This window comes from Ewingella sp. C233, assembly GCF_055407225.1.
In genome coordinates, this window is record NZ_JBUZRI010000004.1 from 134098 (window position 1) to 148382 (window position 14285).

Consider the following 14285-nt stretch of genomic DNA (forward strand, 5'->3'; position numbering starts at 1 on the left):
TTTGCGGCTCGGCTGAGCTTTCCGCAATATTTTCAGCATCAGGCTGTGAGCTGATCTTCATGATAAAAAATTCCTGTGTGGTACAGAAAACAGCGCATCAAAATAGCGACGGCCAGCGTCTGTTATTTCAAATCCGGTAAGGTATCGGCGGCGGCGGTGTTAATTCCGCTCAGCGGTAATAGGTTGTTCACGGCGGTGGCGTAATTTACGGCTGCGGTCCAGCCGTCATAATTAGCGCTGATTTGTGAAAATTCGGCCTGAAAGACATCCTGCTCGACGCTTAATAGATCGTTAAGGCTGCGTGTGCTGAGCTTATATTCATTTTTATAAACATCGCGGGTCTGGCGGGCACTGGTTAATTGCTGGCCGCCAGCCTGTTCGCGACCGCGCGCACCGTCCCAGTTAGCAAAGGCCACCGAGGCTTTTTGCAGTACATCCAGTTTGGATTGATCCACCACCGAGGCCGCCATTCTCCGACCGCCTTCCGCCTGATCGACCCTCGAAGAGACTGCACCGCCCTGATATAACGGCGCCTGCACGTTGAGTTGCAACTGGTTGTTCCAGTAAGAATTATTGTTATTTTCGTAACGGGTGCGGTTACCTTGCAAGCTGAGCGTCGGCCAGTATTGCGACTTGGCTTTATCGACGCCGTAACGCGCCGCCTGCTGCTGATTTTCAGCCATCAGTACTGCAGGAATGCGCGAATAATCGATGTTATCCAGCGCCACCGGCTGGTCCGTCAGAGAATCGGGCAGCGGCTGATAACGGCTGGCCTGAACGCCGGTCAGCACCGCCAGCTGGGCACGGGCGGTTTGCAACTGCGCTTTATAATCCTGCAAAGTGGAACGCATACTCGAGATGCGGGTTTCTGCCTGCAACACGTCCGAACGGGTACTCAGGCCCGCATCCGCACGTAAGCGCGCCATATTGCGCACACTTTCCAACGATGCAATGTTTCCCTGAACAGCCCTGACCAGCGCCTCATAACGCATCACCTGCACATAGGCCGTCGCGGTTTGTTCCGCGACTTCGCTGAGGGTCGACATCAGTTTGAACCGGTAGCTTTCGCGAGTGGCTTCCTGCTGTTTAATGTTGCTATTGGTTTTGCCGAAGTCATACACCAGTTGGGAGAGCGTCAGACCATAAGAGGCCGAGTTATTGAGGCTGTTGCCAATATCATTCTGAGTAGAACTGCCGGTATTCCCGCTAAGACCAACCTGCGGGTACCAGGCGCTTTCGGCTTCGCGGATCTGCGCCTGACCAATCCCGACCTGTGCCGCCTGCTGGGCGATACCGGGGTTACGGCCAAAGGCGCGCAGCAGACTCTCTTTTAAGGTGAGGGTATCGACATCGTTAACCTTCGGCGCCTGCGCCCACTGCGGTAATGGAGCAGACAGCGCCGGAAATAGGCAAAATGCGACCGTGAAGGCCATCAGCCCGCAGGTTAAATAATTCAAAATCCGTTTCAACTGTTTATTCCTGAGTGATTTCTTATATTCCTGACCCAAGAATAATACGCAGCGCCTAAGGTTTATCCTATTCACCGACAAGTGAATAGGAAGGCGCAGGCCTATTAAGAGAGAAATGAGGAAAGCAGGAAGAATAATTACCCCATGCAGTAGGAAGTTTCGTACGCCTTATTTCCTCCTGCGGAAATTCCTCACTATTTTTTCTTCAGACGCGTCCTACAACAAGGTAGGACCGGCCTGACTGATGACTGTTTCTTGTTCGCATATATTCACTGCCATTAAACCCTCTGCGGACGAGAGCACTATCACTATGAACAAAATCTATCGCGTTATCTGGAACAGCGCCCTGCGCTGCTTTATGGTCACCTCTGAATTGGCGACCGGCAAAACCAAATCCAGCTCCGGCACCACCACCGGCCTGCTTACCGCTGCCGCCTTGTTGGCCACCTTCTCTGCCACGGCGACGCCGAACGGTCAGTTGTCCATTAATGGCACTACCGCCACTTACGATAATTATCAAATCGCGACGTCAGCAGGCTCTACTTACGCCATGACCGTGAACAACGGCGGCAACCTGACGTTCACCAACAACCAGGCTACCACCACAGGTAGCGCCGCCTATGCGGCACTGGTCCAGAACGGTTCCACGCTGACACTGGATAACGTCTACCTCGGCACATTAGGTGGCAATACTCACGTACTTTATGCTGCCACCGGCTCTACCGTGAATGCCAATAACTTGCGCCTGATGGGCACAGGTACTGGCACTTACGGTATTAACCTGCTCGGTAACAGCGTGTTCAACGGCACTGACGTACAGATTCTAAGCACCGCAGCCGGTATTCTGGTTGCCGATTCCGCGCTGGATATTGACGGACTCAGCATCGTTACCAGCGGCGATAACGGTTACGGTATTCGTTACACCGGTGCGACGGCCAGTGTGAATGTTAAAAATGCCACCATGAGCACTGCGGGTTCTGGCGCCAGCGGATTACTGGCGCAGGGCGGCAACCTGACCGGTAATAACATCGTCCTTTCCACCGCAGGCGACAGCGCGCGTGGCGTTCTGGCTACGGGGGCAGATACCCAGCTAACTGCCGACACGTTGAGTATCACCACGCAGGGCACCAATAGCTATGGCATTCAAAATGCCGCGACCGGCAGCGGCGCCGTCACGGTTAACAATGCCACCATCAATACCTCCGGTTCCGGTGGCAGTGCGATCTACGCACAAAGCGGGATCACCACGGCCAACAATGTGGCATTCACCACCACCGGCGACAACGCCCGCGGCGTTCTGTTAACGGGCGTGGGTGCACAGGCGACCGTTAACGGCGGCAGTATCACCACCTCAGGTGCAGGGAGCAATGGCATTCAGGGGATGAACGGTACCCTAGCCAATATCAGCAATATGGATCTGAACATCGGGGCAGTAGGAAGCGTTGGCTACAATGGCGCAACCGGGTTGTATTCCGGTGCAGGCGCGGTGATTAACGCTGACAGCTTAAACATCAATGCCAACAGCTCCGCGATGTGGCTGGCGGGTGGTACTATTAATGCCAATAATATCAATATGGTACAAACTGATGGCCAATACAGCGCAGCCATCGGAGCGACCAGCAGCTCAGCGCTGAACTTAACCAATGCCGAAATCTCGCTTGCTGCTGAGAAATCGCAGGGCGTTTACATTAATAATTCGACAGCCAACATTGACGGGCTGGGTATGACCGGAGCGCTGGGCGGCAACGGCATGACCATTACTGACGATGGCACCCTGATTGCAAAAAATATCGATATTGCCATTAATAACGTCAACGACGCACCAAATGCGGCGGTCCTGCTGAGCAATGGTACGGGGCTGAATACAGCGAGTTTCGAAGATTCACGTCTGGTCTACAACGGCGCAGAAGCGATTGGTGTGCAGTCCACTGGCGGTGTGCAAAACGCGACACTGAAAAATACGCAACTCTCCACGGATAATGTGGCGATCCAAGCTGATGTTGGTTCTTCACTGAACCTGACGGCAGACGGCTCGTCCATTATTGGCCAGAAATACCTGATGGTTGGGGGTCAGGAGAACGATGCCGGAGACACCGTGGGGAGCATGAACATCACGGCAACCCATGGTTCCCAGCTTAGCGGCGACGTCTCTATTGACCGCAACTTCACAGACAGCAGCACGATGGCATTGGACAACTCTCAATGGCAGGGCGCTTCTGCGGGTCTGCAAACGCTGAACCTGAGCAACAACAGCCAGTGGATCATGACCGGCGACTCTAACGTTGGCGACCTGAACCTGAACGACAGTACCGTGGTATTTAATCACGACACAGACAGCTTCAAAACCCTGACCGTCGATGGCGATTACAACAGCAACGGCGGTACGTTAGTCATGAACAGCGTATTGTCCGATGACGGCTCATCGCACGATACATTACAGATCACCGGTAATACCTCCGGCGATACCAACGTCGTGATGAACAAAGCGGGCGGCAGCGGTGCGCAGACAATTCAGGGTATCGAAGTGATTTCTGTCGGCGGCGAATCTGACGGCGAATTTAAGCAGCAGGGCCGTATCGTAGCCGGTGCTTACGATTACCACCTGATGCGCGGCGTCGGCAGCGAAGCCAAAAACTGGTATCTGACCAGTGATACGGCGGCGGTCATTCCTGTTGATCCGGTAACGCCGGTCGATCCGGTGAATCCCACTGATCCGGTTTCTCCGACAGATCCTGTGGATCCTGTAAAACCTGTCGATCCGGTGATCCCGGAGAAACCAGTACAACCGGTGAATATGATCACCCGTCCGGAAGCGGGCAGCTATCTGGCAAACATGGCGGCAGCCAACAACATGTTTAACCTGCGCCTGCACGATCGCGGCGGTGAAACTCAGTATGTAGATGCCATCACCGGTGAGAAAAAAGTCACCAGTCTGTGGATGCGCAACGTCGGCGGCCATAACACCAGCACCGACAGCAGCGATCTGTTGACAACCCAGACCAACCGCTACGTGTTGCAGATCGGCGGCGACCTCGGTAAATGGTCCTTCGACGGCACTGACAGCCTGCATTTCGGCACCATGGTCGGTTACGGTAATGCGCAAAGCAACACCGATTCCAACGTCACCGGTTACCGTTCGCAGGGTCAGGTTAACGGTTACAGCCTCGGCGTGTACGGTACCTGGTACCAGAATGCTGCCACGCAAACCGGTGCGTATGTTGACAGCTGGGCGCAGTACAACTGGTTTAACAACAGCGTGAAGGGCGACGGTTTGCCGCAGGAAAGCTATAAATCCAAAGGCATCAGTGCGTCAGTCGAAGGGGGCTACAGCTGGAAACTGGGTGAAGACAGCGCGAAAAACAGCTACTTCATCGAACCGAATGCGCAGTTTGTCTGGGCGAATATCCAGGCCGATGACGTGACCGAGAACAACGGCACCCGCGTCACCAGCCAGGGCAACGGCAACGTGCAGTCCCGCGCCGGCGTGCGTGCATCAATGAAAACGCACAGCGACAAACAACAGCCGGTATTCCAGCCCTACATCGAAGCAAACTGGCTGAACAACAGCCAGAATATGGGCGCAACGATGAACGATGTCAGCATCCAGCAGCACGGTAGCAAGAATATCGCTGAAGTGCGTGCCGGTGTGGACGGTCAACTGACTCAACGCGTTAACCTCTGGGGTAACGTCGGCCAGCAGATGGGCAGTGAAAGCTACCGTGATACCAGTGCAATGATCGGTGTGAAGGTGAGCTTCTGATCATTTCCGTATCGAAAAGTCGAATTGCGCTGAAATAAAAAGCGGCCGCTCCATACTTTAAAAAATGGAGCGGCCAATTTTTATATAAAGAGAACATTATTAAATTTATTTAACGCATCAATGATGCATAAGGGACACACCGCATTATAAGAATCCCTCTTATCATTATCGAGAAATTTCTTAAATTTGGCATATTGTATATTCATTTAATGAATATCTTTTGATCGCCCCCTTTATTGTCCATATAATCCGCGAGGTTTTTTATTATTCGAATCAAAATCATTTTAAGGGATTATATGTTGAAGAGACTATTTGCCGAATTCTTCGGTACATTTTGGCTGGTATTTGGCGGTTGCGGCAGTGCGGTTTTAGCGGCTGCATACCCGGAGTTAGGGATTGGATTTGCGGGTGTTGCGCTGGCATTTGGTTTAACGGTGCTGACTATGGCGTATGCCGTAGGCCATATTTCCGGCGGGCACTTTAACCCGGCGGTGACCTTTGGTCTGTTCGCCGGTGGCCGTTTCGCTGCCAAAGACATCGTACCTTATATCATTGCACAGGTTATCGGCGGGATTGCCGCGGCAGCGGTGCTCTACATGGTTGCCAGCGGTAAAGCCGGATTCGACGCCACGGCTAGCGGTTTTGCTTCCAATGGCTACGGCGAACATTCACCCAATGGTTACGCACTCGGTGCAGCGATGCTGATTGAGTTCGTACTGAGCGCCTTCTTCCTGCTCGTCATTCTGGGCGCAACCGACAAAAATGCACCGACAGGCTTTGCCCCGCTGGCGATTGGTCTGGCGCTGACGCTGATTCACCTAATCAGTATTCCGGTCACAAACACCTCCGTAAACCCGGCGCGAAGCACCGCTGTAGCTCTCTTCCAGGGCACCTGGGCTGTGCAGCAATTGTGGATGTTCTGGCTGATGCCAATCCTCGGCGGCATCGTGGGTGGTCTGGTCTACCGCTTCCTGCTGGAAAATAAGAAAGCGGTTTAATAATACTCTCGCGATATCACTTTGTTCCCCACCGCGCTCAGGCGCGGTTTTTTTAGCTCCGCACCGGGCTATCCCGCCAGCACTCTGTTACGTCCGGAGGTTTTTGCGCGGTAAAGCGCTTCATCCATGCGTTTGAACAAGCTGTCTGAGTCCTCATCAGCCTGATGTTGCGCGACCCCAATACTCACCGTGAGTTGCGGGAGATTCTGCTGGCTGAGCTGCTGAACAATTTCGCGCAGGGTTTCAGCCACGTACAGTGCCCCTTGCAGATTGGTCAGCGGCAGCAGGATAACGAACTCCTCACCCCCCCAGCGAAACACCGTATCGCTGTCACGAATGCCTGACTCCAGCGCCCTTGCCAGTGAGATCAGCACTTCGTCACCCTTGTGGTGACCATGCTGATCGTTAATCGCTTTGAAGTGATCGGCGTCCACCAGCATCAGGCTAAAATCCTGCTCAAAATATTGGTTTCTGGCATAGGCGCGTTCGACCAGTTGCAAAAACTGACGACGATTACCAAGCCCTGTCAGCGCGTCTCGCAGTGCCGCATGTTCCAGCTCCTGCTCCAGTCGCTTTTGTTCGGTAATATCATGAATGATACACAGCATTAGCCGCACACCGTCCAGCTCCACCGGACCGGCATATGTCTGCACGTGACGCAGATTGCCGTCCGCCAATTTATGAATGAAGTTAAGAGGTTTGTGACCGCCGGGCAGCCGAGCAATTTCATGCATAACCGGCAAGATATCGCGGCCCATAACATTGATTTCCCAAGTATGTTTCTGGCACATCGCTTCGCGTGAATAGCCATAAAAACGTGTGGCCGCCAGATTGGCATCCACAATCAGCCCCTCTTTCGCCGGATCGATAAGCAGCATAGGCGCGGTATTAGTATGAAACAGACGTTCATAAAAACCCCGCTCATCGCGGCAATATTGCGCTGAGCATACACTGTCAAGACGCGGGCTGGCGGCCGGCATCGCGACGCCGGAAGCATTAATACCTTCGAAGATAATCGCCGTTCCCTGCCCCTCCAGCCGCATCAGCGAGAGATGGCAACTCAGCGGAAAAGGGGTGCCATCACGCTGAACGGTCCAAATTTCAACGATTTGTTCATCTTTAAGTAAAGCAGGAAGATAGGACTCCAGCGAGTGCTGGGCATGTGCAGAAAACTGGCCGTTACGTAGCGGCGGTAGCTGGCTGTGGCCAGCCAGCTGCTGTGCTGCCGTATTGGCGAAAAGGATTTCCTGGTTCTTTGGCGAGACAACCCAAACCGGGGTGCTCAAAATATTCAACGCGTCGAGTTGGGCTGGCAGCATAGGCGATCCCGATCACTGTTTGGTATACGGCCACAATACAACGATTTTCCCCGAACTCACGGATTTTCTCGCGCAAGGCAGCGAGTACAGCACACTTCAATGCATCACGCCTGACGACGCTTCCACTCCTTCACGACGTCACCCAGAGTTTTGGCCGAACCATTGCGGATCCAGGCCATAAAATCCCGGTCGAATTTAAAACCCGCCCCGCAATGCTCAACCATAAAACGCCGTACATTCTGAGTATTTTTATAATTTTCATTAATCACTGTTGCCGTCGTTAGGGTCGCGCTGTGCCAGTTGAAGGCCATAGGGGTTTCCTGTAGGAGTTAGGTGAGAGCTGGTGAAATGAAAATAATAAAATACCAGCGTCTAGGTTTATCGCGTGAAGTATAATTAATTTTACCCTATTGAATTTTCTTATTACGAGTAGCGTCCTCACGCCATGCTTCATCTGCTTTCCACTTTATTTATTTCTGCTCTAAATAAATGCGTTTCCTATCCATATTAATTGTCGACTTAATGAAAAAAGCAAACAGTTAAGAGGATAATAATGACAGATATCATGCTAAAACGCATTCAGCCTTCCCTTGGTTCTTATTCCTCAAACAGCATTTAATACGTGTGTGGTTTATTTTACCAGCGCAGCAATATTTAGGGCAAAGTAATCACCCGTAACCGCTTTCAACCCCATTATTTAAAAATAGTTCACAACGTTTATTGTTTCCGGTCGGACACCAAATCCTGTGCACAGGCCCATGCAGAACTCCATGCCCACTGGAAGTTGTACCCGCCAAGCCAGCCGGTAACGTCTACCACTTCGCCGATAAAGTACAAACCCGGCACTTTGGCGGCGGCCATGGTTTTTGACGAGATCTCTTTGGTATCGACACCACCCAGCGTGACTTCTGCCGTGCGGTAGCCCTCTGTACCGTTCGGTTGTACCTGCCAGTTTTGCAATTGCTCCACCAGTTCCGCCTGCTGCGGTGCGTTCAGTTGTTTAAGCGTGACGTCCGGCAGTTGACCGAGCGTTTGCAGGCACTCCACCAGCCGTTTCGGCAACTGCATTGCCAGCGTATTTTTCAGGCTTTGATTCGGATGTTGCTGGCGTTGTGAATCCAAAAACCCCGCCATATCGACATCAGGGAGTAAGTTAACGCTCACAAACTCGCCAGGTTGCCAGTAACTCGACAGCTGTAAAACGGCCGGACCTGACATGCCACGATGGGTAAAAAGAATGCTTTCACGGAATACCGTGCCGTCTTCGGCGGTCAGCACGGAGGGCACTGAAACGCCGGACAAGGTCTGAAGATGGTCGAGCAGCGGTTTATGCAGCGTAAACGGCACCAGACCGGCGCGGGTAGGCAGAACGTTCAGACCAAATTGCTCCGCAAGGCGGTATCCCCACGGTGAAGCGCCAAGACCCGGCATCGATAATCCGCCGCTGGCAACCACAAGTGAGTGAGTACTTACAGTTGATCCATTCACCTTGATTTCAAAGCCGGTTTCCGTTTTTACCACGTCGGTAATTTCACTGCGCAGGCGGATATCGACGTTGCCTTTGGCGCATTCGCTTTCCAACATGGCGACAATTTGCTGCGCCGAGTCATCACAAAACAACTGCCCGAGGGTTTTCTCATGCCAGGCGATGCCGTGACGGTTAACCATTTCGATAAAATCCCACTGGGTATAGCGCGCCAGCGCGGATTTGCAGAAATGCGGGTTTTGAGAAAGGTACGCGGCCGGTTCGGCATACAGATTAGTGAAGTTGCAACGCCCGCCGCCAGACATCAGAATTTTGCGGCCGATCTTCTTGCCGTTATCCAACAATACGACCCGCCGACCGCCCTGTCCTGCCAGCGCCGCGCAAAACAGACCGGCCGCACCTGCACCAACAACCACTACATCAATCTGTTCCACATCGGCCTCACTTTTCTCTCATTTTCAGCTACGTTATATAAATAGCAGGGGCAAAAATCTCACCAACACCCTCTACGGGCGGCGATTGTAAGACGCCAGCAGGCACGAAGCCAGTCAGTAAACGTTAGCTAACGCCAAAGTAAGCAAATGTTTCTTCATAAATCAGCCAACAACCTATTGATTAAAAAAAGATTAGTGATGAACAAGATAGACTGAGAGCAGTTTGTCACCAAAAAAAAGTCATATTTTCCTTTTACCGTCCCCCTGTTCTCGCAGATAATGCGCGGCGTTCATGACCACTAACTGGCGTAACAAATATGCTGCATTTATTTGCCGGGTTAGATATCCACACCGGCTCGTTATTGATTCTCGCGTTACTGTTTGTGCTGTTCTACGAGGCCATCAACGGCTTTCATGACACGGCAAACGCAGTAGCTACTGTCATCTATACCCGCGCAATGCGCTCGCAACTTGCGGTCGTCATGGCTGGGGTGTTTAACTTCCTGGGCGTTATTCTTGGTGGTTTGAGCGTGGCTTACGCCATTGTTCATTTACTACCAACAGATTTATTACTCAATGTCGGTTCGGCTCACGGTCTGGCCATGGTGTTCTCCATGTTGCTGGCCGCCATCATCTGGAACCTGGGAACCTGGTATTTTGGCCTGCCGGCCTCCAGCTCTCATACTCTGATCGGGGCCATTATCGGTGTGGGTTTGACCAATGCGTTAGTCACCCACAGCTCGGTGGTGGATGCCTTAAACATTCCTAAGATGATCGGGATTTTTGCGTCATTAATCATTTCTCCACTGGTTGGGATGATTATGGCCGGAACCATGATTTTCGTGCTGCGCCGCTACTGGAGTGGCACCAAAAAGCACGCGCGAATTCACCTGACGCCAGCGGAACGTGAAAAGAAAGACGGCAAGAAGAAGCCGCCATTCTGGACCCGTATCGGTCTGATCCTGTCAGCGATTGGCGTAAGTTTCTCGCACGGGGCGAATGACGGCCAGAAGGGAATCGGCCTGATTATGCTGGTGCTGATTGGTGTGGCTCCAGCAGGCTTCGTGCTGAACATGAACGCCACGGGATACGATATTACCCGTACCCGCGACGCCGTGACGCATCTGCAGCAGTTCTACCAGAAGCACGATAATGCCCTGCCACACGTGGTCGCGCTGACGCCACTGGTACAAACGCCAGAAGAGTCCAAAGCAGAAGCGGCAGATACCACGAAGGAAAAAGTGTTCCATTGCGACAGTTCACACGCACTTGACGCTATTGACCGCACGCAGGCATTGCTGGCTAATCTGCAATCCTATAGCGAGCTGTCACCGGAACAACGCAGCCATATGCGTCGCCTGTTGATGTGCGTTGCGGATACCGCAGACAAAGCGGCCAAGCTGGAAGAAACGACCCCGGCTGATAAACGCTTCCTCGGTGACCTGAAAAGCGACATTCTGCAAACCGTAGAATATGCGCCTATCTGGATCATCATTGCGGTCGCACTGGCGCTGGCGTTGGGTACTATGATTGGCTGGAAGCGCGTTGCGACCACCATCGGCGAGAAGATTGGTAAGAAAGGTATGACTTACGCACAAGGCCTGTCGGCGCAGTTAACCGCCGCGGTGTCCATTGGTGTCGCCAGTTATACCGGTATGCCGGTCTCCACGACCCACGTTCTTTCGTCCGCAGTTGCCGGCACCATGCTGGTAGATGGCGGCGGCGTACAGAGCAAAACGGTGAAAAGCATCGCCATGGCATGGATCTTAACCCTGCCGGTGTCGATTGTTCTTTCCGGTGTGTTGTACTGGATCGCGCTGAAGTTTATCTGAGTCTGATGAGCTGATGTTAAAAAGGCGGCTGTTCGAAAGAACAAGCCGCCTTTTTATTGCTCCGGATCTTCACCGCGTCCTCCACAGGTTATGTTCGGTTTTCAGTACCAGATCAACATCGCCATCATGCTGATCAGGATCAGACCCACCAGGGCCGTCGTCAGCACAAACTGGCCGCGCACCCGTTCACAACGGCGAATAAACTCGGGGTCATGATGATCGTTATAACGCTGAGCATAGATGTATCGCACTAACCGGATCTGCTTGCTGGGTTGTCCATGGGCCGTGAAAAAACCACCGCCATCGACGTACTGATACAGCAAAGGATCGCATCCGCGTAACACCACCAGCAGTGCCCGTAATGAAGAGTAGTAACGCAGCATATTGACTACGCAGACAAAACATAAAGCCCAAAACAGCGCAACGGGACTGATCATAATTCCCCCTCAAAACGAATGTGCCACGCGCAGTGCCGCCTTTAAATAACGCCTGCCCGCGACTTCGTTCTACCGCCTAAGACATCTCCCCCCCGGGTAAACTTGCACCCGCCCACCCTGTCGTCGCAAAAAAATACCAGAGACGTCTGGCGCACAACGCCGGTCCCTTAATATTCAGTGTAGGAAACGAAATAAAAAAGGGGGGCGCATCTTCATATTATTTACGTCTATAGATTTGCATCAGAACCACTTTCAGGAAACGAGGAGACAGTCTTGATTTATCAGGGCGTTTTAGCGCTATACTGAAAGCATGAAACTCGCATGATGCTGATATTGCTATTAACTGACTTATGGAAGGAGTTTTCTTATGTCTTACAAACACATACTTATTGCGGTTGATCTGTCTCCCGAAAGCAAAGTGCTGGTCGAGAAAGCGGTTTCTATGGCGCGTCCGTATAACGCCAAAGTGTCCTTGATCCACGTCGACGTAAATTACTCCGATTTATACACCGGTCTGATTGATGTCAACCTGGGGGATATGCAAAAGCGTATTTCTGAAGAAACCCACCACGCGCTGAATGAACTGTCTCAAAATGCCGGCTATCCGATCTCAGAAACCCTGAGCGGCAGCGGCGATTTAGCCCAGGTGCTGGTTGATGCTATCAATAAATACAGCGTCGATTTAGTATTGTGCGGCCACCATCAGGACTTCTGGAGCAAGCTGATGTCTTCAGCCCGCCAGTTGATCAACACCGTCCATATCGACATGCTTATCGTTCCACTGCGTGACGAAGAAGACGAACCTGCTGCCCAATGATTTCTAATTAGCAGGAATAAAAGGAGATGCTCAGGTATCTCCTTTTTGTTTTGTATCAATGCAATTTGCTTTAAACATTCACAAAACTAATGATTGTCCTATACAACCGGTGGGATTTATTTTATAGCTAAGGAAGGTATCACTCAGACCAAAAGGAACTGTCAGACGTCATGGCGACATACGATATCGACACCACAGCCCAGCTCTGCGGCATACACCCTATCACCCTGCGCACGTGGCAGCGCCACGGATTACTCAAACCTCACCGAACACCTCAGGGACAGCGTTTTTACAGCGACGACGATCTGTCACGCATTCATGTGATTCTCGACTGGGTTAACCGTGGCGTACCGCTCACCCAGATCCGCAACCGGATACAGGGCGATACCGCCGCATGTCCGAACGGCTGGCGGGAAATTCAGGCAGAAATCCTTACCCTTCTTGACGGTTGCGACGCCAATAAACTGCGCCGAGTGGTCTGGCGCTGTGGCCGCGAATACCCGTCTGCCAATCTGGTGAATGACGTTCTGCGCCCGCTGCGACGCTTTCTGGCGTCCAGCAAACACCCTTTGATGAAACAGCAGCTCGGGCTGCTCGACAGTGCCATCATCGAGTACACCGCGTTTATCCTCACCACCTCACGCAAGAAAGGGCTAGCCAGCGTGCTGTTACTGGCGATGCATATCCGCGATCCGCTGGAGATCTGGCTGGAAGCCATGTCACTGGCCGGAGAAGGTTTACGGGTAGAGGTGATTTCAGCCCCCATCGCAGAGCCGGATCTGTCACACTTTAAGATGGAACATTATGTGATTTGGTCGGATAAGCCGCTGAGCGAACGTCAGCAGGCGCTGTTTCAGGGCTGGGAAGCGCAAGGTTTACCGGTCATGCTGGTCGGCAATATCACGCAGCTGCCTGCCGCCGCCGTGAAACCACGGCAGGCAACGCCTGATACCGCCCTGATCGAAAAACTGATTTACAACGGCGTATAAATATCGAACCGGTGGCTTTTGGTGGGCAGCGCGGCTTGCGCGGGAATTCCGGCCATCGGTGGCGCATAATCAGGCCGTTTGACCACAATACGTTTGGTCGCCAGGCGGCGGGCCGGTTCCAGCAGACCATCGGCATCGTCATCCGGGCCGACTAATCCCTGAAACACCCGCATCTCTTTTTTTACCAATGCACTTTTCTGCTTATGCGGATACATCGGGTCAAGGTACACCACTTCCGGTTTTGGCGTCAGATCCGCCAGCGCCGTCAGGCTGGAGGCATGTAACAGCGTCATGCGCTCACGCAGCCACGGGCCGATCTCGGCATCGCGGTATCCGCGAGCCAGACCGTCGTCGAGCAATGCGGCAACCACCGGATTGCGCTCCAGCATCCGCACATGGCAGCCCAGCGACGCCAGTACAAAAGCATCGCGCCCCAGCCCCGCCGTTGCATCTACCACGTTGGGCCGGTAGCCGCCTTTAATGCCGACCGCCTTCGCCACCGCTTCACCTCGACCGCCGCCGAACTTACGCCGGTGCGCCATCGTGCCGCCGACAAAATCGACAAAAATCGCGCCCAGTTTTGGCTCGTCGCGCTTACGTAACTCGAGACGTTCAGCCGTCAGCACTAGCGCCATCACGGCGTCGGGCTCTGACGTCAAATTCCAGCGCTGCGCCAGAATAGATAAGGCGCCTTCATCGGCGCCTTCTTCACAAATTAAACAGACACTCACGGGGTGACGTTTC

General features: G+C 52.9%; 11 protein-coding genes. 5 read left to right on the top strand and 6 right to left on the bottom strand.

Features of this window, described 5'->3' with window-relative positions; all coding sequences use genetic code 11:
* Nucleotides 1–122: 122 nt before the first annotated feature.
* A complete protein-coding gene (locus ACZRKO_RS18205) occupies nucleotides 123–1433 on the bottom strand; it encodes a TolC family outer membrane protein (protein WP_463738847.1) in 1311 nt (436 codons plus the stop codon).
* A 346-nt stretch (nucleotides 1434–1779) separates the two neighbouring features.
* Here ACZRKO_RS18205 and ACZRKO_RS18210 point away from each other — a divergent pair, with 346 nt between their 5' ends.
* Together ACZRKO_RS18210 and aqpZ are read left to right on the top strand one after the other, a co-directional pair.
* Nucleotides 1780–5229: an autotransporter outer membrane beta-barrel domain-containing protein gene (locus ACZRKO_RS18210; RefSeq protein ID WP_463738649.1), complete on the top strand. Its 3450-nt coding sequence runs from the start codon at nucleotides 1780–1782 to the stop codon at nucleotides 5227–5229.
* A gap of 296 nt (nucleotides 5230–5525) precedes the next feature.
* On the top strand, nucleotides 5526–6227 hold the full coding sequence (aqpZ, locus tag ACZRKO_RS18215; protein WP_463738650.1) for an aquaporin Z: 702 nt from the start codon (nucleotides 5526–5528) through the stop codon (nucleotides 6225–6227).
* Between the two features lie 68 nt (nucleotides 6228–6295).
* Here the strand turns inward: aqpZ and ACZRKO_RS18220 are convergent, their stop codons facing one another.
* From ACZRKO_RS18220 to ACZRKO_RS18230, 3 genes are all read right to left on the bottom strand, one after another.
* The gene (locus tag ACZRKO_RS18220) at nucleotides 6296–7546 is read right to left on the bottom strand and encodes a sensor domain-containing diguanylate cyclase (RefSeq protein WP_463738651.1); all 1251 of its coding nucleotides are present in this window, start codon (nucleotides 7544–7546) and stop codon (nucleotides 6296–6298) included.
* A gap of 104 nt (nucleotides 7547–7650) precedes the next feature.
* A complete protein-coding gene (locus ACZRKO_RS18225) occupies nucleotides 7651–7857 on the bottom strand; it encodes a DUF6434 domain-containing protein (RefSeq protein WP_463738652.1) in 207 nt (68 codons plus the stop codon).
* Between the two features lie 406 nt (nucleotides 7858–8263).
* Entirely contained in the window at nucleotides 8264–9466 is a 1203-nt protein-coding gene (locus ACZRKO_RS18230; protein WP_463738653.1) for a BaiN/RdsA family NAD(P)/FAD-dependent oxidoreductase, read from the bottom strand.
* Between the two features lie 317 nt (nucleotides 9467–9783).
* Here ACZRKO_RS18230 and pitA point away from each other — a divergent pair, with 317 nt between their 5' ends.
* The gene (pitA, locus tag ACZRKO_RS18235) at nucleotides 9784–11298 is read left to right on the top strand and encodes an inorganic phosphate transporter PitA (protein WP_463738654.1); all 1515 of its coding nucleotides are present in this window, start codon (nucleotides 9784–9786) and stop codon (nucleotides 11296–11298) included.
* A gap of 101 nt (nucleotides 11299–11399) precedes the next feature.
* Here pitA and uspB read toward each other — a convergent pair whose 3' ends face one another.
* Entirely contained in the window at nucleotides 11400–11735 is a 336-nt protein-coding gene (gene uspB / locus ACZRKO_RS18240) for a universal stress protein UspB (RefSeq protein ID WP_463738655.1), read from the bottom strand.
* A gap of 367 nt (nucleotides 11736–12102) precedes the next feature.
* Between uspB and uspA the strand changes: the two genes are divergently transcribed.
* Together uspA and ACZRKO_RS18250 are read left to right on the top strand one after the other, a co-directional pair.
* Nucleotides 12103–12552: a universal stress protein UspA gene (uspA, locus tag ACZRKO_RS18245; RefSeq protein ID WP_463738656.1), complete on the top strand. Its 450-nt coding sequence runs from the start codon at nucleotides 12103–12105 to the stop codon at nucleotides 12550–12552.
* A gap of 170 nt (nucleotides 12553–12722) precedes the next feature.
* Nucleotides 12723–13541 carry a MerR family transcriptional regulator gene (locus tag ACZRKO_RS18250; protein ID WP_463738657.1) on the top strand — a complete coding sequence of 273 codons (819 nt, stop codon included), beginning with the start codon at nucleotides 12723–12725 and terminating at the stop codon, nucleotides 13539–13541.
* Here the strand turns inward: ACZRKO_RS18250 and rsmJ are convergent.
* On the bottom strand, nucleotides 13526–14272 hold the full coding sequence (rsmJ, locus tag ACZRKO_RS18255; RefSeq protein ID WP_463738658.1) for a 16S rRNA (guanine(1516)-N(2))-methyltransferase RsmJ: 747 nt from the start codon (nucleotides 14270–14272) through the stop codon (nucleotides 13526–13528). The two genes, ACZRKO_RS18250 and rsmJ, sit on opposite strands and share 16 nt — an antisense overlap.
* Nucleotides 14273–14285 lie beyond the last annotated feature (13 nt).

What these genes read in the sequence shown, in the direction of transcription:
- ACZRKO_RS18205 (WP_463738847.1), bottom strand. Translation starts at nt 1,433, where the DNA reads ATGGCCTTCACGGTCGCATTTTGCCTATTTCCGGCGCTGTCTGCTCCA.
- ACZRKO_RS18220 (WP_463738651.1), bottom strand. Translation starts at nt 7,546, where the DNA reads ATGCTGCCAGCCCAACTCGACGCGTTGAATATTTTGAGCACCCCGGTT.
- aqpZ (WP_463738650.1), top strand. Translation starts at nt 5,526, where the DNA reads ATGTTGAAGAGACTATTTGCCGAATTCTTCGGTACATTTTGGCTGGTA.
- uspB (WP_463738655.1), bottom strand. Translation starts at nt 11,735, where the DNA reads ATGATCAGTCCCGTTGCGCTGTTTTGGGCTTTATGTTTTGTCTGCGTA.
- ACZRKO_RS18225 (WP_463738652.1), bottom strand. Translation starts at nt 7,857, where the DNA reads ATGGCCTTCAACTGGCACAGCGCGACCCTAACGACGGCAACAGTGATT.
- uspA (WP_463738656.1), top strand. Translation starts at nt 12,103, where the DNA reads ATGTCTTACAAACACATACTTATTGCGGTTGATCTGTCTCCCGAAAGC.
- ACZRKO_RS18210 (WP_463738649.1), top strand. Translation starts at nt 1,780, where the DNA reads ATGAACAAAATCTATCGCGTTATCTGGAACAGCGCCCTGCGCTGCTTT.
- pitA (WP_463738654.1), top strand. Translation starts at nt 9,784, where the DNA reads ATGCTGCATTTATTTGCCGGGTTAGATATCCACACCGGCTCGTTATTG.
- ACZRKO_RS18250 (WP_463738657.1), top strand. Translation starts at nt 12,723, where the DNA reads ATGGCGACATACGATATCGACACCACAGCCCAGCTCTGCGGCATACAC.